Here is a 21,945-nt window from a genome sequence, read left to right on the forward strand (position 1 = left end):
ACTGTCAAAAACAGCTGAGCAATTACTTGTACTTGCGCATAACCAAGGTAGCGTTTGTGCCACCGAAGCCGAAGCTGTTGCTCATGATAGTGTTAAGCTCGGCATCGCGATATTCGGTCACGATAGGCATACCTTGAGCCTTCTCGTCGAGAGTATCGATGTTGATGCTTGGCGCGATGAAGCTGTTCTCCATCATGATCAGGCTGTAGATCGCCTCATGCACACCCGCGGCGCCCAGAGCGTGACCAGTCAACGACTTGGTAGACGCGATAGCAGGTAGATTGTCACCGAAGGTTTCGGCCAAGGCTTCCAGCTCACGCATGTCGCCAACTGGCGTTGAAGTACCATGAGTGTTGATGTAGTCGATTGGTGTGTCGACACTTTCGAGGGCCATCTTCATGCAACGCACCGCGCCTTCGCCCGATGGTGCAACCATGTCGTAACCATCTGAAGATGCGCCGTAACCGATCACTTCGGCATAGATCTTAGCGCCGCGAGCGAGCGCATGCTCAAGCTCTTCGACAACCACGATTCCGCCGCCACCAGAGATAACGAAACCATCACGGTCCGCATCATAGGTACGAGAAGCCTTCTCAGGGCAGTCGTTATACTTAGTCGACAGTGCGCCCATGGCGTCGAAGCCCATGGTCAGGGTCCAATCCACCTCTTCGGCACCACCGGCGAAGACCATGTCTTGCTTGCCCATCTGGATCAATTCAACAGCATGGCCGATACAGTGAGCACTGGTGGCACAAGCCGAACTGATTGAGTAGTTCATGCCCTTGATCTTAAAAGGCGTGGCCAAACAGGCGCTGGCCGTGCTCGACATGATGCGTGGCACGATATACGGACCAACGCGCTTCACACCTTTCTCACGCAGAGTATCGGCAGCCTGAACCTGGTTAGCCGATGACGCGCCGCCAGTACCGGCAATGATACCGACGCGGTGATTTGAATATTGTTCTTCGGTGAGGCCAGCATCGGCTATCGCTTGCTCCATGGCAATATAAGCGTATGCGGCTGCATCACCCATAAAACGTAATGCTTTACGGTCGATATGTTCTTTAGGGTCTAACTTAATGTCGCCCCAAACATGGCTACGAAGCTTCATTTCTTCAAACTGATCTGAGTGGGTAATACCACTGCGACCCGCTTTGAGTGACTCGGTGACTTCTTGCTTGTTGTTACCGATACTTGACACTATGCCAAGGCCGGTGATCACGACTCTTTTCATTATTTACTATCCATTCCGTACGTCTAGTACCAATTTAGCTGCGCCAATAGTATCGCTTTTACTGCATTTAAGTGGTCAGCTTTCCATAAAGGCAGGTAAAATAATGCCTAATATCCCCTTGAGAGTAAATTCATTGGCCACCGAACACCCGAATAACGCACAAAATAGTGACAAAATGCCTACATTCGACGCAATTTTCAGCCGTTTATCGGCGATAGCGAGTCAAAACTCTCACCAAATTATCGCCCTACTCCCTAGCAGTGATGCCTACTGGCCGGCGGCGCTTATAGCAGAGCGACTAACACAAGCCGGTTCAAAGCAGCCCCTTCAAAAGCAGCACCTTCATCTACACCTGTTTGCCCAGCATCAGGCAAGCTGGCTTAAGGCCCTTGCCGAGAATGAGTCCCTATCGTCACCAGCCAAAGAACAGATTAAGGCGATTTGCGACGCTCGGGTGTCGGGCTGTCACAGGCTCAAGCTGGTAAATGCACAGCTTATCATCGACATCCATCTTGGCGATCCACTTTCCCAACTCAAGGCCTTAGTCTCCCCAAGCCTAACAAGTCAAGCTATCCAAGGCTGGCTGGCGGATACCCAGGCTACCGATGAGGCGCTTATCTGGCAGATGGCGCGCCTCAGCCAAGATAACGCCGAGTTTCTCCTTCTCGAGAATGTCGATGTTAATCTAGACAAGACCTCAAATAACGCCAGTACAAACTTACTGCTCCAGTTGATCATCAAGGCGGGTTTTACCTGCTATCGCCTTAACTTATCTCCAGAAGATGACCAACTCGTGACCCTGGCCGAAAAACCAAGTATTGCGTCTCAGGATATCGCCATGGTGGAGCGGCGCGCCCTCAGGCGCCAACAATTAGATAAGTTCGCCTTCAACCCCTTAACACAAAGTCGTGAGGGAGAAACCGCCATCATAGGTGGTGGTGTCGCCAGCGCGAACCTGGCGCTCTCACTGGCCGAGCGCGGCAAAAAGGTTAGCTTCTTCTGTATGGATAAGGCGCCGGGCGAGCAGGCATCTGGCAACAAACAGGGCGCCATCTATCCCCTGCTCACCCCAGAGCATGGCAGCCTGAGTCACTATTTTCTGCAGGGTTACCTCTTTAGCCGTCAAAGGATCAAGCAGCTACTTGAGGCGGGCCATGAGATCCCCCATGATTTTTGCGGCGTGCTGCAGACCGGTCACGATGAGCGCAGCCATATGCGCCTCACTAAGATAATCAACGCCCAGCCCTGGGCAGAATCTATCGCTCGCCCCGTAGATGCAACCCAGGCCACTTCGCTCGCCGGGGTCACCATAGAACATCAGGGGATCTACTATCCGCTCGCTGGCTGGGTGTCGCCACAAGCCTTTACCCGCGCCGCTATCGGCCAGGCCGAGCAGCTCGGTAAGCAGAGCACACACTACCAATGCCAGATCACAGCTATTCGGTTCGAAGATCAGCAATGGTATCTGACCGCAGTGCAGCAAGGTCAGAGGCAAGAATTTGGCCCCTTTGCCAATCTGGTGCTGGCCAATGGCCGTCACCTGACCGATTTTTCGCAAACGGCACACTTACCCATCAGCGGTTTTCGCGGCCAGGTCAGCCATATCCCGGCAAGAGCACCACTTGCCGAGCTTAAGACGGTACTCTGCGCCCATGGCTATCTCACGCCCGCCCACGACAGGCTGCACTGCACAGGCGCTAGCTATGTGAAAGATGCCAGTAACCTCGACTATAGCGCGGTGGAACAGGTAGAGAATCTAGATAAGATCCGTACCAGCTACGGCGGAGACTGGACGAAGGCCGTGGACATCACAGGCCATAGCGCTCGCGTAGGCGTGCGCATGGTGACTAGGGATCACGCCCCCATGATGGGCTGTGCCCCAGATTTCGAGGCGATATTGGCAGCCTACGGCGAGCACCAGCATACCAAGGAGAGTGCCAAATACTGGCGGGCTACACCTGCTCCTGTGCATCATGGTCTGTATATTCTCGGCGGACTCGGCTCCCGCGGTCTCACCTCGGGTCCATTGGCGGCAGAGATCTTAGCGGCCCAGCTTTGCGGCGAGCTGCTACCTGCGACGAATGATATATTAACCCTGCTCAACCCCAATCGTATGTGGATGAGAAAGCTTATCAAGGGTAAGGCGCTGTGAAACAGGATTAAAACCTCGCCCGTTTAGCAAGCAAAAGACGATGGTCACTCCTTGGCATGATTAACTAACTAGCCACCAGATAACAAAACGCCGACTCAAGGAGTCGGCGTTTTCATTGTATAAATAAGGCTAAGACTTTACCTTGACGCGGTTGTTGGTGTCTCTGCTGGCCCGAATGAGCTCATCGCCTGCGAGGTGTTCGCCCTTGGCCAGTCGGTCATAGAGCAACACATTAACCGAGGAGGCCAGATTCATACAGCCCACTGTTGGGACATAGACCACCTCATCGGCACGATCGATAAGCGCCTGATCTAGGGTGCCGTCTTCTGGGCCGAAGAGATAGATGGCTTTCTCTGGATGATTAAACGCCGGCAGCGGCGTGGCGCCTTCCACCAGGTCGACACAGATCACCTTAGTATCGACATCGAGATCATCCAGCAATGACTCGACCCCTTTTAGCGGAATATGCTGACTCACCCGCTTGGTGTCTGTGTTGTACTGCTCGCCCCTATGCTGTGCGGCCAGCGCATAACGCTTGCCTGTATATCGCACCTCATCGGCACGATAACAGCCGGCGGCGCGCATCACGCCGCCCACGTTGGTTGGGCTCTTGGGATTTTGCAGCCCGATAATCGCCTTGCTTGTGTTAGCCATGACTAGGCGCTTGCCACCTGAGCCATCTTCTCGCGCAGTTCATTCCAGGCGTTAACCACCAGGGCAAGGTCGGCAGGTTCCAGTTCAGACTTGGCCGTCTCCAAACAGGCCTGCATCTTAGTATCCAGCGCCTGGTAATCCTGAGACTCTTCCACTTCGAGTTCAGACAGGACTACGGCAACATGGCCCTGCAGGTAACCGCTGGCGAAGAGTTGATCGTCATCACCGCCTGTAACCTTGGTGGCGATCCACTCGTCTAATGCTTGCTCATACTGCTCTAACATTGCGTCTCCAATTATCATTTCGCTACTCAGGCTGGCCGATTAAATCTGAGCTGACTAAATCTGGGCTGATTAGGTCAGGATTAGCCACCTGATACATCACATAATCGTGGTAGCCGGTCACGACTTTATAATAACCACTTAATTCGCTGTCTAACTCTGGGTCGCCACTATCCACAATTAAGGGCCGACCTTCAAGTGCTTTTAACTTAGTTTTTGTCGCCAGGATGATAATATTTTCTTTGCCGACCTGACGAATCAGCGCGGGCGACAGCTGCTGATTACCCCGCCCCAGGATATGCCCTTGCCCGCCGATGAGGGTGATCACTAACTTGCACTCACGACCTATGGTTGCCTCGAGCAGTGCTTTAGCGCTGAGATCGCTGGCAAGCAGCTCACCCGCGTCAATCAGATCCACCCCCAGCAGGGTGTTATCCAGCCCAAGCTCCTCCATCACGGCCGCGACTGTGCTACCAGAGCCCATGATGGCAAGGGCATCGTCTATCAGCTCGATCGCCTCGGCGGCAATGTCCGCCAGCACCAGCTCGTCGACCTCTTTGCCGCCCATCTTAACTGCCTGAATGTAGCGTGGCTCGGCAGGTACCTGCATCTCGCCGAATCGGCGCGCCCTTACCACACCTTGCCTGAAGGCCACCTCGTCGATATCCATCACATCGGCGGACATCAGGCTCACCAAAGCCCCCTCGAGCAGCAACTTGACCACCATGCCCGAGGCGTGCGGCGTAATACCATAGACACCCGAGTGAATCTTCACCCCGGCCGGCACGCCCAGCACTGGCTGAGTCTCATCGATCACCTCAAACAGATCCCGCGCCGTACCGTCGCCACCGGCAAATAGTAATAGATCCACGCCAGCGGCCTGCAGCGCCTTGGCGGCGGCTTGGGTATCGCTGGCGGCGGTAGTATCACCTGCCTGATAAACCACCTGATGGTTAAATCCCATCTGCTCGGCTAAATCGGCGCCCATGGCACCGGAGGCGGTAACGACAGTGATCTTATCCAGATAAGGTTTAATCACCTCTAGCGCCTGGGCCATTCTCAGATGGGCCTTAGGTTCGGCGCCGCGGGCTATCGCCTCATCTGCCACACCATCGCTCCCCTTGAGTGCCACACTGCCCCCAAGCCCAGCCAAAGGATTGATGATCACGCCGAGGCGAAATGTCTGTTTCATGGATATTTCCTTATCATCTCTTATTGTTTTGCAACTTCGCGCGCCTTAGGGATTAACAGTACCGCAAGCATGGACAGCAAGGCACAAACGGCGGCCGCCAACCAGCTCAGCCAGGCCTGAGAGCCATCGCCCCAGATAAAGCCGCACAGCCAGGTGCCCAGCGCGCCGCCGACACCGAAACTTAGGCTGGCATAAAGCGCCTGCCCCTTGCTGCGGTGGCGCACGTCGAATCTTTGATGAACGAACTGAATCGAGGCCGCATGCACCAAACCAAAGGTGAAGGCATGCAGCAGCTGACTAACCCCGAGCCAGATCATGCTGCTGGCACAAAAGGCCATGAGTAGCCACCGCAGCGCCGTAAAGCCGATAGAGATCACCAACAAGGCGCTGACCCCATATCGACCCAACAATCTCGGCGCAAACATAAACATGACAATCTCGGCCAGCACCCCAAGAGCGACATAGATGCCGGCGCTGGACTCGCTGTAACCCACCTGTTTCAGATAAAGCACAAAAAAGCCGTAGAAAGGTCCGGCGCTCATCTGCAGCAACATGGCCGATAACAAGAACCAGATGATACCCGCATCTAACTTTAGAGGCGTGGGCGCCTGGCTCTTGTCCACCTTCACCCGGGTACTTGGCAGAGACAGGGAGCAGCCCAACAAGCCAAGGAACAGAGAGAGACCGACGAAGGGCAAGATCTCTGTGCCGAACTGGCTGATGGCAAAGCCTACGCTGACCACGAACACCAGATAACCCAGGCTGCCGAAGCTGCGGATCTTACCATAGCCCCCGGTGTTCTCCCCCAGGGTCTCTAGGGTGATCACTTCAAGCTGTGCCAAGATAGCGTTCCAGAAGAAGGTATAGATGCTGAGGCTGATGGCCAGATAGACAAAGCCACCGTGATAGAAGAAGCTCATGAAGGTGACCGCCGAGCAGGCAGCCCCCATCTTCACCAGCTGACCACGCATGCCAGTCTTATCGGCCACCATGGCCCAGATATTGGGGGCTATGATGCGCGTCGCCATCAGGATGGCGAGCAAAAATCCAATTTGCTGGGCATCGAAGCCCCGATTTTCGAAGAAGACCCCGAGATAAGGCACCAGCACGCCGAGGATCGCGAAGAAGAAAAAGTAACAGGCGCTAATCCAATGTAGTTGGTGTTGTGGATCAGGCTGTTGCATGCCGTTAGGCGACATGCTAGTGGATGACTGGGCGTTGGACGACATTTGTGTAGGGCGATTCCTATGTGTAAGGCGATTTCTAGCAGGGTTATTATCTGCTCTCGATATGACTCGGAGCGACTTCTTATAATGACTTTATTCTGACTTTTTATTCTAACTGGAACCCATAGAATTAATGGCTCCCATAAAAGAAGGCACATTTCTGTGCCCTCTTATTCGCTCAATTGCGTCTTACTTCATCCCAATCACAGGGGTGATGCTCTCGACATTCATGTTTTGTGCCCTGTGCCTGAGGAGATGGTCCATCAGGACGATGGCCAACATCGCCTCGGCGATCGGTACGGCGCGAATGCCCACACAGGGGTCGTGACGCCCCTTGGTGACCACCTCGGCGCGCTCGCCCTGCACCGTCATGCTCTCTCCCGGCACGCTGATGCTGGAAGTCGGCTTCATGGCGATATGCGCAACGATTGGCTGACCCGACGAGATCCCACCGAGAATACCGCCCGCATGGTTAGAGGCGAACCCCTCGGGCGACATCAGATCTCTGTGCTCGGAGCCCTTCTGGTTTACCACGGCAAAGCCATCGCCAATCTCAACACCTTTGACGGCATTGATCCCCATCAGGGCGTGAGCGATATCGGCATCGAGACGGTCGAACACCGGCTCGCCCAGTCCCACTGGCACATTGGTCGCCACCACTGACACCTTGGCCCCTATAGAGTCGCCGCTCTTTTTAAGCTCACGCATATACTCGTCGAGTTGCTCGAGCTTTGCGGCATCGGGAAAGAAGAAGGCATTGTGCTCAACCTGCTCAAAATCCAGGGTTTCGGCGCAGATTGGGCCAAGCTGTGACAGATAGCCCTTGATCTCTATGCCGTGCACCTGCTTTAGATACTTCTTGGCAATAGCGCCGGCCGCCACACGCATGGCGGTTTCCCGCGCCGATGAGCGCCCGCCACCGCGATAATCACGCAGGCCATACTTTTGCTGGTAGGTATAGTCGGCATGGCCCGGACGGAACTGATCTTTGATGTTAGAGTAATCCTGGCTACGTTGATCGGTATTCTCGATCACTAAGCCGATGGAGGTACCAGTGGTTTGCCCCTCGAACACACCAGAGAGGATCTTCACCTGATCGGGCTCGCGTCTGGCTGTGGTATAACGCGAGGTGCCCGGACGGCGCCTGTCGAGATCATGCTGCATATCGGCTTCATCGATCGCCAGACCCGGAGGACAGCCATCGATAATACAACCTAAGGCTTTACCGTGGCTCTCACCAAAAGTCGTCACCACAAAATTTTGACCGATACTGTTACCCGACATTCGCTTACTTCACCTCTACTTGATTATTTGCCTCAGCATAACCTAAAGCCGCCACTGACTATATTCCTAAATCGGCTTAGTCATTCTAAGCCGACAAAACATTGTCCGATGAGACTCTAGCCGACCATACATTATTCACTATCTTTGTAGATGGCGAAAAGTGATTCATTTTCAACTAACTGATCGCGAGTCAGCACAAACACGCCGTCGCCGCCATGTTCGAAGTTAACCCAGGTAAATGGCACCTCGGGGAACTGCTCCATAAGGTGAACCATAGAGTTACCCACCTCGACCACCAAAAGACCATCTTGAGTCAGGTAATCGGCCGCATTGGCAAGGATGCGCTTGGTGAGATCGAGACCATCGCGACCCGAGGCTAAGCCTAGCTCTGGCTCGTGGTGATATTCCTCTGGCATGTCACCGATATCTTCGGCATCCACATAAGGCGGATTAGAGACAATCAGATCGTATTGCGGCCCCTTAGGGATGGCGGCAAACATGTCAGACTCGATAGGGAATACCCTGTCCATCACGCCTAATGATTCAATGTTGATCTGCGCCACTTCCAGCGCATCGCTGCTGATGTCGATAGCATCGACCTCGGCATCTTCAAACTCATAGGCACAGGCGATGGCGATACAGGCGCTGCCGGTACAGAGATCCAGAATACGGTTGACCGGCTTGTTATAGAGCCAAGGGCTGAAACGGTTAGCAATCATCTCGGCGATCGGCGAGCGCGGAACCAACACCCTGTCGTCCACATAGAACTCCAGGCCGGCAAAGCAGGCGCGGTTGGTCAAATAAGGCACGGGCAGACGCTCGCGTACCCGGCGAATGATGAGCTCGACAATCTTATGCTTTTCGCTGCTGGTGAGATTGCTATGGATCACCTGCTGACCAATCTCTTCTGGCAGATGCAGCGCATGGAATACGAGAGCGATGGCTTCATCCCAAGCGTTATCGGTACCATGACCATAGTAGATATTGGCATCGTTAAAGCGGCTCACCGCCCAACGTAACATATCGCCGATTGTACGTAATTCCGTCACGGCTTCATCAACAAAAATCTTGTCCAAAACTGGCTCCCGCTAGATAGTTCCGCCTCATTGTAACTGAACTCTATTCATATGGCATCGGATTCAATAAAATAGCGCCATGAATAAAGAAAATGATGATGAATTGGCGCTTTTTTCGGCGTTAACCAAAGGGATAAAGCCGCTTAAACAGGATAAGCGTCATTTCGCCGCGCCGCAAAAACCGAAGCGAGAGCTGGAGATAGCCACCACCCAGCTGCACGCTGACAGCTATTTTTCCGATACCTACCAGCCCCTGCTGCCCCTGGAGGGCGCCATGCGCTGGTCGCGAGAAGATGTCGACAGCCACGAGCTCAAACGGCTCAGACGCGGCGACTATCAGCCGGACCTACTGCTGGACCTACACGGCATGCGCCAAACCGAGGCCAAACTCGAACTTGCGGCCCTTATTCAGGCCTGCGTTAAACAGCACAGCCACTGCTGCTGCGTCATGCATGGCCATGGCACCGGCATCTTAAAACAGAATCTTCCCATGTGGCTTGCCCAGCACCCTCAGGTAAAGGCCTTTCACAAGGCGCCTAAGGAATGGGGCGGCGATGCGGCCCTCTTGGTGTTGATTGACGTTGGCGAGTTACCGAGCTGGGATTAATCCTTTGTCTTTTGGGAATGTGACCAGCGGAAACAATAAAGCTCACTGCTTGATTGACGAGCGGGCTGAATAGCCGCCTTCTTATTTCAGTAGAGATCAAAAAGGACGCCTCGGCGTCCTTTTGTTTAAGTGGTCAACGGTTACGCAAATGCGTTAATGCATTTTTCTATGAGTTAGAGTTAGCTCACCGTGTGCGGCGTGTGCTGCCAGCTGAGCGAACCACGCTCACCATGACGGTCGATCAGGGTCACTCCTGAGGTCGCAAACAGCGGCGGCTCTATGCCGGGCACCAGCTCGCTCACCATATAACCCAGTAGCGGCATGTGGGCAATCACTAACACACTGTCTGCCTTATACTGTTCGGCATAGGCCAGGGTCAGATCGGCGGCAAGGGTCGGCTCGGCCGATGGCGTCAGCTCATCTAATACCAACCACTTTCTCGGTTCGGGGAAGTGCTTACTCACTTCCTGCCATGTTTGCTGCGCACGCAGATAGGGACTCACCAACACGAGATCGAACTCGGTCACATCACGGGCCAGCCAATTACTCATCAATTCAGTCTGATAACGGCCGATTTCTGTCAGTACTCGTTCTCGATCTGAGTGGGCGTGATAACCCGCCTCGCCATGTCGCATCAAATATAGCTTCATACTACTCTCGCTATGATTATTCTTGTTCTACTATGAATTGTAGCGTTAAAGTGCAGCGCAACAAACCTTAACCCTGTTATTAATTAGTCGAATAATGGATAAGATATTTGCCAAAGTCTTTTTTGAGGCTCAATATGTAGGCTTACCGCTTTAGTCGCCTAAACTCCGATGAATATCATACGTTTGTCCAGCATAAGGATGGAGCCAACCATTGCAAACATCTATGCCGATCACTAAAAGTCCCAACGATCATCGCCAGTATCAGTATCTGCAGCTGGACAACGGGCTACGTGTATTGCTAGTGGAAGATCTCCAGGCCCAGCAGGCTGCCGCATCGATGGCTGTCAACGTCGGCCATTTTGACGATCCCGCTTCGCGTCCCGGCATGGCGCATTTTCTCGAGCATATGCTGTTTCTGGGCACGGAAAAATACCCCAAGTCTGGCGAGTACCATGCCTTCATCAATCAACACGGCGGCAGTAATAATGCCTGGACAGGCACGGAGCAGACCAATTTCTTCTTCTCCATCGACGCCGAAGTGTTCGAGGAGTCTCTGGATCGCTTTAGCCAGTTTTTTATCGCGCCCTGCTTCGATCTTGAGCTGGTCGATAGAGAGCGCCACGCCATCGAGTCAGAATTCAGCCTTAAGCTCAAAGATGATATCCGCCGCACCTATCAGGTTCAGAAGGAAACGGTTAACCCGGCTCATCCCTTTTCAAAGTTTTCGGTTGGCAACCTCAAGACCTTAGACGGCGATGAGAAAACACTGAGGCAAGAGCTGCTGGATTTCTATCAGACCCATTACAGCGCCAACCTAATGACCCTGTGTCTGGTAGCACCCTTACCACTAGATGAACTCTTGGCATTGGCCGAGAGCTATTTTGCGCCGATTGAAAACCGCAAACTGGCAAAGCAATACCCAAATGTGGCCATCTATGAAGCCGCTCAGCTTGGCCAACAGATCAACATAGTGCCGCTAAAAGAGCAGCGCCGCGTGGCGATCACCTTTCCCCTTCCCGCCATCGATCGCTTCTACAAGCGCAAGCCGCTGACCTTTATCAGTCATCTATTGGGTTATGAGGGCAAGGGCAGCCTGCTGAGTCACCTAAAGGAGCAAGGGCTAGCCATCAATCTCTCGGCCGGTGGCGGGGTCAACGGCTATAACTTTAAAGACTATAACATCAGCATTCAGCTGACCGAGAAAGGCCTGCTACAGCTCGACGATGTGATTCAGGCAAGCTTCGAATACCTGAAACTGATCAAGACCCAGGGTATGCAGGCATGGCGCTATCAAGAGCGAGCCAACCTGCTCAAGCTTGCCTTCAAATATCAGGAACAGATCAAACCGCTGGATCTGGCCAGTCATCTCAGTATCAACATGCACCATTACGAGGTATCTGATCTCATCTATGGCGACTATCGCATGGATGGTTTGGATGTAACTCAGGTCACCGAATTGCTGGACTTGATGAGCCCGGATAACTTACGTATTCAGCTGATCTCGCCCGATTTAGACACAGAGAAACAGGCCGCCTGGTATCACTCGCCCTATCAGATGAAACCCATCGATGCACAGAGGCTCAAGCATTGGCGCGAGCCTGAGATTCGAGAGGCGCTGAAACTGCCTGAGCCTAACCCCTTTATCATCGAAGACTCGATCGCCAGAGACGTTAAGAGTGACCATCCGGTGCCTGTCGTCGTCTGTCAGGAAACCGGCTATCGAATTTGGCACAAGAAAGATGATGAATTTAACGTGCCTAAGGGACATATGTACTTGTCGCTCGATTCGCACCAGGCCGCAGCGACCCCAAAACATGCGGCGCTGACCCGCCTCTACGTGGAGATGTTGCTCGATTATCTGACCGAGTTTACCTATCCGGCCGAAGTCGCCGGACTCAGCTACAACATCTACCCTCACCAGGGGGGGATCACCCTGCATCTAACCGGCTTGACCGGTAAACAAGAGGCCCTACTGTCACTGCTGATCAACAAGGCCAGGGAACGTAACTTTACCCAGGACAGGTTTAAGCAGATAAAGAAGCAGATCCTACGCAACTGGTTTAATCAGAGCCGCGCAAAGCCTATCTCCCAGTTGTTTACCAGCCTGACGGTAACGCTGCAGAAACGCAGTTTCGAGCCGCAACGTATGGCTGAGGAGCTAGAAGACATTACTCTGGACGACCTTCACAACCATGTACGCGCCTTCTATGAGAAGATCCATCTCGAGGGTCTGGTCTATGGCGACTGGCTGACCGAAGAGGCTCAGGCCCTGGGTAAACGGTTAGATCACATACTCTCATTGGTCTCCTCACCCAGCGGCGAGTCGGAGCGAGAGCTGATAAAACTTGAGAATGTCGGCACCCTGATGCGTGAGGTCAGCGTTAATCATCAGGACAGTAGCATCATAGTCTACTATCAGTCGGCCCAGGCAACGCCGCTGAAGATGGCGCTGTTCAGCCTGTTAAATCACACCATGTCGTCGACCTTCTTCCACGAGCTGAGAACCAAGCGTCAGCTAGGTTACATGGTAGGCACAGGCTACCTGCCACTGAATCGTTATCCAGGCATGATCTTCTATGTGCAATCCCCCACTGCCGGCCCCTTAAAGCTACTGGAGGCCATAGACGAGTTTATCGCCGACTTTAACTACGCCGTCATGCAGATCACCAATGATCAATGGGAACTCACTAAGCAAGGACTCATCAACCAGATCATGGAACACGACCCCAACCTTAAGACCCGGGGACAGAGATATTGGTCGAGCATTGGAAACAAAGACTACGACTTTAATCAGCGAGAACTGGTCGCCGAGCAAATTGGTGAACTCACACGTTCTGATCTGATTAAGTTTATGATGCAGAAGATGCGCACCAAACACGGCGACCGTCTGATCCTCTTCACCACAGGGGAGCAACACAGAAATCAGGAACAGCTGACCTCAGACAATATGATCACAGATCTGAGGAGCTTTAAACAGCGAGCCTCCAAGTTTAGATATTAGGCTAACGCCCTCCCCTAGAGTCTGGCACATTAGTGTCCAAGGCTTTGGGCTTTGGGCTTTGGGCTTTGGGCTTTGAACCTAAATAGCCACAGTGTTAAGGCACTGTACTTGAGGTAGCGTTCTTCTAATAGTGTGCTAAAGAGCTTTTTCTTGCTGGATACTAGTTCACTCTGGGTGTTTAAGATTGAGTTGCTGGCCTCAGTACTTGATACATTCATCTTAATCCTTTGGTTAGTTCTTGTGTTTTAAACCCCCTATCTGATCCACTACGAGACTACTGTGAGAATCGTTAACAGATCGAACCTATTTTTACGTCACAGCACCGACCCAACATTACCCCAACGCCAGGACACTGATTGTTAGCGTCTTTTTTGCTCCAATTGCCAAAACACTCGATATAGTACGAACGCCTGATTGGCACGCACACAACAGACAAAGCCTAATCACTCAGAAGATTTAGCAGTACAAAGCCCTAAAAGACAATGAAAATGAAAGTAATTTGCAAACAAGAAAATTCAGTGTTCTTTTGACAAATCCCCCTATTTCTGAATAAAGTAGGTTAAATAACTGTTGCCTATGCATTATTGGCTAATAATCAAACTAATAATTATGCCTAAAATCCTCTCAAGATTGCTACTCTCACTGCTAATGGCCCTGACTGTCTCCAGCTATGTCTCCGCCAGTGAAATACCAAGCAACGCGCCGATCTTAAAGGTCGATCACTATAACGTTCCCGAAGGTCTATCACAAAGTTCTGTTACATCAATAGTCGAAGATCAACAGGGACATATCTGGATTGGAACCTTAAACGGGCTTAACCGCTTTGATGGCATTCACTTTAAGCATTATTTCACTCAAGGTAATGATTCATCATTACCAAGTTCATTTATTAGAAGTTTATTTGTAGACACAAGCGGGAAATTATATATAGGCACAGACAAAGGTCTTTCCATATATAATCATGAACTAAATAGTTTTTACTCTCCAAAATTCGGCGATATCGAAAACGACCTACCAATATGGTCAATAACCGCTAATGAGGGTAAAATTATTATTGGTTCAGAGAATCAAGTATTATTGTTGAACAAGGAACTAAAGAAAGAAAACTCTTACATCATAAAAAATGCAGAGGGAATTAAAAACGTCATCGCAACAAGCAAAGAAATCTACGCAAGAACATATCATGGCGACGTTTACAGACTTAAAGACTCCGCTACCGACAAAATATTACAAAAAGTCCAAAACATAATAAAAACAAAAGAGAATGTTTATGCGATAAAACACAACAAAATATTGGATATAACTAAAGGTAACGAAGAAAAATATCGATTTGACGAAAATATTGATCTGGGATTCAATGATGAAAATCAGATGTTGGTGTTCTCTAAAGCGCGACTATATAAAGAAAGTGATAACTTCCACAAACCTTTATCATTAGAGAATAACAATTTTAATTACACAGATGCATACAAATTAAAAAACAGCATAATTTTAACTGCCCCTAACAATGGACTCTCAATAATTAATGAATACAAAAACCTCATTAAAGAATATAAGATAGATAAAAATATATGGTCCGCTAACAAATACAACAACCAACTAATAGTTACATCTGATGCAGGCAATATCAAGGTCTTAGACAGAGAACTTAATGAGCTTAAAAAATATGAAATTGATATAAAAGGCCCTAAATCTGCGATAATTAAAAATGATAAATTACTTGTAGCAAGTCAACAAGGATTAGTTTCAATAAACCTTGAAAACAATAAGCTCACCGTAATCGATAACAGTCAATACTTTATGATCAAAGATGTTATTGACTCCCCCACTGTTCTAGCAGGTTCGACAGGTGGAGAACTTGTAAGATACGACACTATCTCCGGAATATTAGAGAAATTAACCGTAGATAAAGGTAATCCAGTATTTGATATTAATATCAATGAAAATAACATTTGGGTTGCCACACAAGGAGGACTATTTAAAGTAAAAGATAATAACATCACCAATATTTACAACGAAGATTTGGTGGTTAGCATATACAGTGATAAAAACGAAGTACTTTTTGGAACAAGAACATCTTTATACAAGTACAATTTAGTAAACGGTGAAACAAAGAAAATAATCCACAAAAACAAACCTATTTATGCAATTGCAACTTATAAAAACTTGATTATTGCCCCGTCAAACTCTGAAATAATAATTTACGACAGAGACAGCGAAAACATTTTAACCTTATCTTCAGCCTTTGGTAGTCAAGAAGAGTATAATGTTCAAGCCATATCAGTCATTGATAGCAATATTTATATAGGAGGGATAGATGGATTATCTGTTATCTCCATGAAAAAATTAGAAAATTTATTATCGGAGAGAAATAGACCATCTGTCATATTGGATGATCTTTTAGTTTTCAATATCCCACAAAAAATCGGCGAAGGAGTACTAAGTAAATCAATATCTTACTCAGAAAGTATCCAACTTAAGTATTCCGACTACCCTTTTACTCTTGGATTTAGTACACCAGGAAACCAAAACTCTGATCTCCAATACTCTTATCAAATGGAGGGATTATCTGATGTGTGGATCAACTCTAAAGGCATAAATTCGGCTACCTATACCAACCTGTCTCCTGGACCGTATGTTTTTAAAGTACATGCGATTGATCCACTAACCGAGAAGTTCGGGCCAACGAAAAGTATTGCAATAGAAATAACGCCTCCTTGGTGGTTATCAATTCAAGCTAAACTCGTCTACCTGCTTATTACCCTCTTGATCACGGGTGCCATAGGCAAGGCAGCGTTAAGAAGAAGAGAAGTACAACGTCAGATCGCTAAATCTGAAGAGCGACTGAAGCTCTCCCTGTGGGGTAGCGGTGATGAGATGTGGGACTGGGATATCGAAACGGGTCAAATCTACCGCTCAAATATCTGGGGATCTCTCGAGTTTCCACGGGATGGCCAGCGCTCCGGTGAGGAAGGTGAAGAGAGTAACATTCACCCTATGGATCAAGAACGTGTTAACACGGCGTTGAATAAACACTTCTACGGTGAAACCGATCACTTCGAGGCAGCCTATCGCGTTAAGGGCAAAGACGACCAATGGATCTGGATCTTGGACAGGGCAAAGATCGTTGAACGCGATGAAGAAGATAAAGCCCTGCGTATGACAGGTACAATCAAAAACATCAGCAACTTCAAACAAGCAGAGGAGCAGCTCAGACTGTTTGAGCGCGCCATCGAGAACATCTCAGAAGGCATGTTCATCCTGGACAACAAATTTAAATTTGTTGAGGTCAACGAGGCCTGCTGCGATCTATGTGAGAAGAGTCGCAATGACTTTATCGGTGAGCTATTTAAGTTTGACCTTTATCCCGAGAGCTACTCTGAGCAGATTCGTCATATTCTGCAGCAACAAGGCAGCTGGAGTAACGAAGTAGAGTCCGCCAAGGGCGATGGCAGCAGCTTCCTGATGGAGCTTACCGTCGATGCGATTTACGATGAGCAAGGTGTCCTCTCCCACTATGTAGGGGTATTCTCTGATATCTCTCGTCGCAAACAGCAGGAAGAAGAGTTACGTAAACTAACCAACAACGATCTACTCACCAGTCTGCCAAATCGATCGAGTCTCATGGTTACCCTAGGTAACTTGGTGAAGAAAGATACCCATCACACCCTGATGGTATTGGACTTAGATAACTTTAAGAAGATCAATGACTCACTTGGGCACCAGGTAGGTGATGAACTCTTAATTAAAGTAGCGAGACGCATCGAATCCACCGTGCCTTACCATACGAGTATCTATCGTCTGGGCGGCGACGAGTTCGCCATACTGGTCGATAACAATCCAGATATCGGCTCCAGCGCCGTCATCGCCAATCATGTAGTCGATGCCTTCTCAAGCCCATTCGAGCTCACCAAAGACAGAGTCGTTGTCGGGGTGAGTATAGGTATAGTGCTTTACCCAGAAGACGATCAAAACGAACAGGCGCTTCTGCGTAAGGCAGACATTGCCATGTATCACGCAAAATCTGCCGGTGGCAATCGTTATCAATTCTATTCGGAGTCTCTCAACCGTAACGCCATTCGCCAGCTGGAGGTGGAGAACCTTATACGCGAAGGTTTAAGGGACGATCTCTTCGAAGTCTACTATCAACCTAAGATTGACCTCAGAACCAGCAAGATGGCCGGTATGGAGGCCCTGGTAAGATTAAATCACCCTGAACACGGTCTCATTTCCCCGGGCGACTTTATCCCACTGGCCGAAGAGAATGGACTCATCGTCGAGATTGGCGAGGTCGTACTACGTAAAGCCTGCTTCGCGGCACAAAATTGGCGTCGTCAAAATTTGTTCAACGGCCGGGTCGCTGTCAATTTATCATCACAACAATTCGCTCTTCCGGACCTACAACAACGGATAGAGTCAATTTTACGTCTAACTCAACTGCCTGCAGCCAACCTTGAGCTTGAAATTACCGAAGGCACCGTCATAAAACAGCCAGAAAAAGCGATAAAAGTGATGATGCAACTCTCTAAAATGGGCGTCAGCCTTGCGTTAGACGACTTCGGCACCGGATATTCGTCACTGTCATATTTAAAGCGCTTCCCAATTGACACCCTAAAAATCGATAAGGCTTTTGTTGACGACATAGATAAATCTGACAGAGATCTAAAGATGGTCGACTCTATTATCACTATCGCCCATAACATGGGCCTCTCTGTTGTCGGCGAAGGCGTCGAGGAAGCATCTCAACTCAGCATATTGAAAGCATTAAAATGCGAAGAAATACAAGGCTTTATATACAGCAAGGCGGTAAATGAAAGCAGCTTCACCGAGCTACTAAAACAGGAGAGTTTTACCTCTACACCTGTCTCGCAACACAAGAAAGCCTAGTCTCGAATTAAAAAAAGACAGGCTAACGAGGAAGAAATATAAACTAAAAAAATACTTAAAATAAAAATTGGCATAACACCTGCAATGTATCTCTCAAGCGTCAGTCAAATGTCGACGCAATAACTTCAATAACCCTGAGAGATTAAGACAATGATTAACGGACTAGTTACTGCCATCACTTTAGCTTTAAGCCTAACGAACATATCAGCTGACAAAGTTGATAACTATGCAACAGCGGGAATTCCAAACGTTAAATACAAGTCTGTTAATCTTGCAGGTATTCCAAACGTTAAGTATAAGCCTATCGAAGTCGCTGGCATCCCCAACGTTAAGTACAAGCCTTTAGAAGTCGCTGGCATCCCCAACGTTAAGTATAAGCCTATCGAAGTCGCTGGCATCCCCAACGTTAAGTACAAGCCTTTAGAAGTCGCTGGTATTCCCAACGTTAAGTACAAGCCTATAGAAGTCGCTGGCATCCCTAACGTTAAGTACAAGCCTGTAGAAGTCGCTGGCATCCCTAACGTTAAGTACAAGCCTTTAGAAGTCGCTGGCATCCCTAACGTTAAGTACAAGCCTTTAGAAGTCGCTGGCATCCCTAACGTTAAGTACAAGCCTTTAGAAGTCGCTGGCATCCCTAACGTTAAGTACAAGCCTTTAGAAGTCGCTGGCATCCCCAACGTTAAGTACAAGCCTGTAGAAGTCGCTGGCATCCCTAACGTTAAGTACAAGCCAGTCGATGTCGTAGGTATCCCTAACGTTAAATACATCAACTCAGCCGTTGCTTAAGTCTTAAGGAGAATGATTATGTTAGATTCATTGAAAAAAGCTCTAGGACTTACTCACAAACCAGAGCGCAAAAAAGTACAGCTTCCAGAAGGCCTGAATCACTTAGAGGTGATCCCAGCAAAAGGTTGGTGGAACTAATTGACTTCAAACGTCTTTCGAAAACCAGACACATAAAAAGGAGCTCTAAAGGGCTCCTTTTTTTATCTGACTTATCTATCTGATTTTTTAACTAATTCTTTATATGAACTGACTATAGTCCGAGATGTAGATATCTAGGCCCAAAGCCCACGCCACTCTGAACGAGCAGAGAAGATGGCATCAACTTGTACTTCAAACTTGCTAATAAGTCACTAATATTCACCGCAGCTCTACATCTTGATAGCGCTACACCCTTAGGCTTTTATACCTTAATAGCTCTATACCTTAATAGACATGCTTTGCTTGCCCTGCGCCCGCTTCTGCGCGAATCGCTTGTGAGTGCTAAATAGCGGATAGGCGACCGGCCCTATGATGAGTCCTAGCATGGCCCAGCGTTTCACCCCTAGCCCGGCGCGAAATGCCATATTGCCCATCGCCACACTACTTACCATCAACACACCAAGAATGTAAATCACCACAGACACTACCTCACAACAACGGCGTCAATAAGGCTAAAAACAGCCAAAACGAGCCAAAACGAGCCCAACATGATAACCGAATTCACGCCTTTGATGAACAAAAAACAGGCAAAAATAATCCTCAGGCAAAAAAAATGCGGCATTATGTTGCCGCATTGTTAAATGTGAATAGGGCTATTCGTAGAACTTACTGCCCGATTCGGCCATCTCGACTAGGCGATCACATGGCGCGAAACGATCCCCGAATTGATCTTGATAACGTTTCAAGGTCTCAACTAAGTGCTTGGCACCCAAGGAGTCCATGTAACGGAAAGGTCCACCCAAGAATGGCGGGAAGCCGATACCAAATATAGCGCCGATATCACCGTCTCGTGGCGAGGCAATAATCCCCTCCTCTAGACAACGAACCGCTTCATTAAGCATCTGCACCACACATCGCTCGGCCAACGCTCTTGGCTCGCCGTCGGCGCCAGGTGTTAACCCAAGCACACCATAGACGCTCTCATCCACCAGCTTCTTCTTCGACTTAGCGCCATATTGATAGAAGCCCTTACCATTCTTACGGCCTTTACGGTCATCGGCCAAAAGCTTGTCAAAGGCGGCGGGTGCCTTAAAGCGATCACCCAACTCCTTCTCCAAAATCGGCGAGATCTTGGCGCCCACATCTATGCCGACCTCATCGAGCAGCGTCATAGGACCTACCGGGAAACCAAACTTCACTAGCGCCTTATCTAGATGATCTACACTCTGACCTTCCAGCAGCAGATTCGCCGCCTCGTTCATGTAGAGCGCCAGAATACGGTTAACATAGAAACCGGCACCATCTTTCACCACGATAGGCGTCTTACCCTGCTTGCGAGCAAAGGCAACTGTAGTGGCGATAGTCTGTGGTGAGGTCTTGTCATGGGCGATCACCTCGACCAGTGGCATCTTCTCTACCGGTGAGAAGTAGTGCAGGCCAATCACATTCTCAGGACGCTCTGCAGCCTCGGCGATCTGCTTGATGGGCAAGGATGAGGTGTTAGAGGCAAAAATCGTATGCTCGCCACATTCACGCTCGACATCCTTCACCATCTGATGCTTGAGGTTTAGATCCTCAAACACGGCTTCCACCACCATGTCTGCATCCTTTATCCCTTTATACTCTGTGGTGGTGGTCATCAGCGCCATCAGGTTATCGCGCACCGCAGGCGTCATGTGACGACGTTTTACCCCTTTGGCCAGCAGCTTATAGGCATAGGCCAATGCGTTGCTTAAACCAGTTTCACTAATATCTTTCACCCGAACAGGGATCTTCGCCTTGGTGGTGGTCACAGAGGCGATACCGCCACCCATCAGGCCACCGCCCAGTACCATCACCTTGTTGACGGCCTTTGGCGATACATCACCGGCACCAGTTTCTTTCTTCATCTCAGTGGTTGCAAAGAAGATGCTGCGCAGGGCCTCTGACTCACTGGAGACCACAAGGTCGCCAAAGTGCTGCGCCTCAACCTCTAGGCCTTTCACTATGCCTTTGGTCACGCCCTGACGCACACAGTCGATGATCTTCTCTGGCGCAGGATAGTTGCCCTGAGTCTTCTTATTGACCTGCTTAAGCGCCTGTTCGAAGATGATGTTGCGACCAACAGGCGTGCCCTCAAGCAGCTTCTCTACCGTCGACAGCTTTGGTTTCTTCGCCGGACGAGCGCCAGCCAGTGCCATCTCTATCGCCGTCTGCAGCAGAATCGATTCAGGCACCACATCGTCAACCAGCCCCATCTTCAACGCTTGCTTGGCGCGCAGCTGCTTGCCGGTGAGCATCATGTCCAGCGACTTGGCAATACCCACTAAACGCGGCAGACGCTGAGTCCCGCCGCCACCTGGCAGCAGACCGAGTTGCACCTCGGGCAATCCCAACATTGTCTTGTTGCTGTCGGTACAGACACGCTGATGACAGGCCAGGGCCAGTTCGAGCCCCCCTCCGAGACAGGCACCATTGATGGCGGCAACCACGGGAATCGACAGAGACTCCAGCGCAAAAAACACTTCGTGCCCCTGCTTAGACAGCTCCCTGGCATCTTCGGCGGTAGCGCAGGCATCCAGCATAGAGATATCGGCGCCCGCAACGAAGGAGTCCTTCTTACCCGAGATGATCACCACGCCGCGAATTGCGGCATCGGCCTTAATCTCGGCCAACATCTCACAGATCTCGGGGCCAAACTCGGCTCTGAGGGTATTCATGGTCTCGCCAGGTACATCCATGGTCAGCACGGCGATGCCGTTGTCGAGACGATTTAATGTAAAACTCTTTTCCATGAG

The 21,945-nt window shown here is 49.9% G+C and carries 15 protein-coding genes; 5 read left to right on the forward strand and 10 right to left on the reverse strand.

Translation table 11 applies throughout. The annotated features are described in order from the left end of the window. Positions 1-22: 22 nt before the first annotated feature. Positions 23-1,234, reverse strand: coding sequence for a beta-ketoacyl-ACP synthase I (gene fabB, locus K0J45_RS12405; RefSeq protein WP_220042790.1), 1,212 nt, complete (start codon positions 1,232-1,234; stop codon positions 23-25). Positions 1,235-1,409: 175 nt separating this feature from the next. Between fabB and mnmC1 the strand changes: the two genes are divergently transcribed. Next, entirely contained in the window at positions 1,410-3,386 is a 1,977-nt protein-coding gene (gene mnmC1 / locus K0J45_RS12410) for an FAD-dependent 5-carboxymethylaminomethyl-2-thiouridine(34) oxidoreductase MnmC1 (protein ID WP_258406681.1), read from the forward strand. Positions 3,387-3,515: 129 nt separating this feature from the next. Here mnmC1 and K0J45_RS12415 read toward each other — a convergent pair whose 3' ends face one another. The 6 genes from K0J45_RS12415 to prmB form a co-directional block, all read right to left on the reverse strand. Next, the gene (locus K0J45_RS12415; RefSeq protein WP_220042792.1) at positions 3,516-4,040 is read right to left on the reverse strand and encodes an RNA methyltransferase; all 525 of its coding nucleotides are present in this window, start codon (positions 4,038-4,040) and stop codon (positions 3,516-3,518) included. 2 nt (positions 4,041-4,042) lie between these two features. Further along, positions 4,043-4,324, reverse strand: coding sequence for a YfcL family protein (locus tag K0J45_RS12420; protein WP_220042793.1), 282 nt, complete (start codon positions 4,322-4,324; stop codon positions 4,043-4,045). Between the two features lie 22 nt (positions 4,325-4,346). Beyond that, on the reverse strand, positions 4,347-5,513 hold the full coding sequence (locus tag K0J45_RS12425; protein WP_220042794.1) for an ATP-NAD kinase family protein: 1,167 nt from the start codon (positions 5,511-5,513) through the stop codon (positions 4,347-4,349). 20 nt (positions 5,514-5,533) lie between these two features. Then, the gene (locus tag K0J45_RS12430) at positions 5,534-6,697 is read right to left on the reverse strand and encodes an MFS transporter (protein ID WP_220045296.1); all 1,164 of its coding nucleotides are present in this window, start codon (positions 6,695-6,697) and stop codon (positions 5,534-5,536) included. 231 nt (positions 6,698-6,928) lie between these two features. Then, on the reverse strand, positions 6,929-8,023 hold the full coding sequence (gene aroC / locus K0J45_RS12435) for a chorismate synthase (protein WP_220042795.1): 1,095 nt from the start codon (positions 8,021-8,023) through the stop codon (positions 6,929-6,931). Positions 8,024-8,154: 131 nt separating this feature from the next. Continuing rightward, positions 8,155-9,099: a 50S ribosomal protein L3 N(5)-glutamine methyltransferase gene (gene prmB / locus K0J45_RS12440; protein ID WP_220042796.1), complete on the reverse strand. Its 945-nt coding sequence runs from the start codon at positions 9,097-9,099 to the stop codon at positions 8,155-8,157. 79 nt (positions 9,100-9,178) lie between these two features. Here prmB and smrB point away from each other — a divergent pair, with 79 nt between their 5' ends. Continuing rightward, positions 9,179-9,706 (forward strand): endonuclease SmrB, encoded by a 528-nt coding sequence (smrB, locus tag K0J45_RS12445; RefSeq protein ID WP_220042797.1) that lies wholly within the window; start codon positions 9,179-9,181, stop codon positions 9,704-9,706. A 179-nt stretch (positions 9,707-9,885) separates the two neighbouring features. Here smrB and sixA read toward each other — a convergent pair whose 3' ends face one another. Then, a complete protein-coding gene (gene sixA / locus K0J45_RS12450; RefSeq protein ID WP_144200613.1) occupies positions 9,886-10,356 on the reverse strand; it encodes a phosphohistidine phosphatase SixA in 471 nt (156 codons plus the stop codon). 211 nt (positions 10,357-10,567) lie between these two features. On the opposite strand from sixA, the gene K0J45_RS12455 reads away from it, so the two are divergent. From K0J45_RS12455 to K0J45_RS12465, 3 genes are all read left to right on the forward strand, one after another. After that, entirely contained in the window at positions 10,568-13,357 is a 2,790-nt protein-coding gene (locus K0J45_RS12455) for an insulinase family protein (protein WP_220042798.1), read from the forward strand. Between the two features lie 609 nt (positions 13,358-13,966). Continuing rightward, on the forward strand, positions 13,967-18,244 hold the full coding sequence (locus K0J45_RS12460) for an EAL domain-containing protein (RefSeq protein ID WP_220042799.1): 4,278 nt from the start codon (positions 13,967-13,969) through the stop codon (positions 18,242-18,244). A 150-nt stretch (positions 18,245-18,394) separates the two neighbouring features. Beyond that, positions 18,395-19,030: a hypothetical protein gene (locus K0J45_RS12465; RefSeq protein WP_220042800.1), complete on the forward strand. Its 636-nt coding sequence runs from the start codon at positions 18,395-18,397 to the stop codon at positions 19,028-19,030. 416 nt (positions 19,031-19,446) lie between these two features. Here K0J45_RS12465 and K0J45_RS12470 read toward each other — a convergent pair whose 3' ends face one another. Both K0J45_RS12470 and fadJ read right to left on the reverse strand, forming a co-directional pair. Next, positions 19,447-19,620: a hypothetical protein gene (locus K0J45_RS12470; protein ID WP_220042801.1), complete on the reverse strand. Its 174-nt coding sequence runs from the start codon at positions 19,618-19,620 to the stop codon at positions 19,447-19,449. Positions 19,621-19,821: 201 nt separating this feature from the next. Next, a complete protein-coding gene (gene fadJ / locus K0J45_RS12475; protein WP_220042802.1) occupies positions 19,822-21,942 on the reverse strand; it encodes a fatty acid oxidation complex subunit alpha FadJ in 2,121 nt (706 codons plus the stop codon). Between the last annotated feature and the right edge of the window lie 3 nt (positions 21,943-21,945).

It is taken from the genome of Shewanella alkalitolerans, assembly GCF_019457575.1.
GTDB lineage: Bacteria > Pseudomonadota > Gammaproteobacteria > Enterobacterales > Shewanellaceae > Shewanella > Shewanella loihica.

Coding starts and splice junctions, on each gene's coding strand:
- fabB (WP_220042790.1), bottom strand. CDS start 1,234: ATGAAAAGAGTCGTGATCACCGGCCTTGGCATAGTGTCAAGTATCGGT.
- mnmC1 (WP_258406681.1), top strand. CDS start 1,410: ATGCCTACATTCGACGCAATTTTCAGCCGTTTATCGGCGATAGCGAGT.
- K0J45_RS12415 (WP_220042792.1), bottom strand. CDS start 4,040: ATGGCTAACACAAGCAAGGCGATTATCGGGCTGCAAAATCCCAAGAGC.
- K0J45_RS12420 (WP_220042793.1), bottom strand. CDS start 4,324: ATGTTAGAGCAGTATGAGCAAGCATTAGACGAGTGGATCGCCACCAAG.
- K0J45_RS12425 (WP_220042794.1), bottom strand. CDS start 5,513: ATGAAACAGACATTTCGCCTCGGCGTGATCATCAATCCTTTGGCTGGG.
- K0J45_RS12430 (WP_220045296.1), bottom strand. CDS start 6,697: ATGCAACAGCCTGATCCACAACACCAACTACATTGGATTAGCGCCTGT.
- aroC (WP_220042795.1), bottom strand. CDS start 8,023: ATGTCGGGTAACAGTATCGGTCAAAATTTTGTGGTGACGACTTTTGGT.
- smrB (WP_220042797.1), top strand. CDS start 9,179: ATGAATAAAGAAAATGATGATGAATTGGCGCTTTTTTCGGCGTTAACC.
- sixA (WP_144200613.1), bottom strand. CDS start 10,356: ATGAAGCTATATTTGATGCGACATGGCGAGGCGGGTTATCACGCCCAC.
- K0J45_RS12460 (WP_220042799.1), top strand. CDS start 13,967: ATGCCTAAAATCCTCTCAAGATTGCTACTCTCACTGCTAATGGCCCTG.
- K0J45_RS12465 (WP_220042800.1), top strand. CDS start 18,395: ATGATTAACGGACTAGTTACTGCCATCACTTTAGCTTTAAGCCTAACG.
- K0J45_RS12470 (WP_220042801.1), bottom strand. CDS start 19,620: ATGGTAAGTAGTGTGGCGATGGGCAATATGGCATTTCGCGCCGGGCTA.
- fadJ (WP_220042802.1), bottom strand. CDS start 21,942: ATGGAAAAGAGTTTTACATTAAATCGTCTCGACAACGGCATCGCCGTG.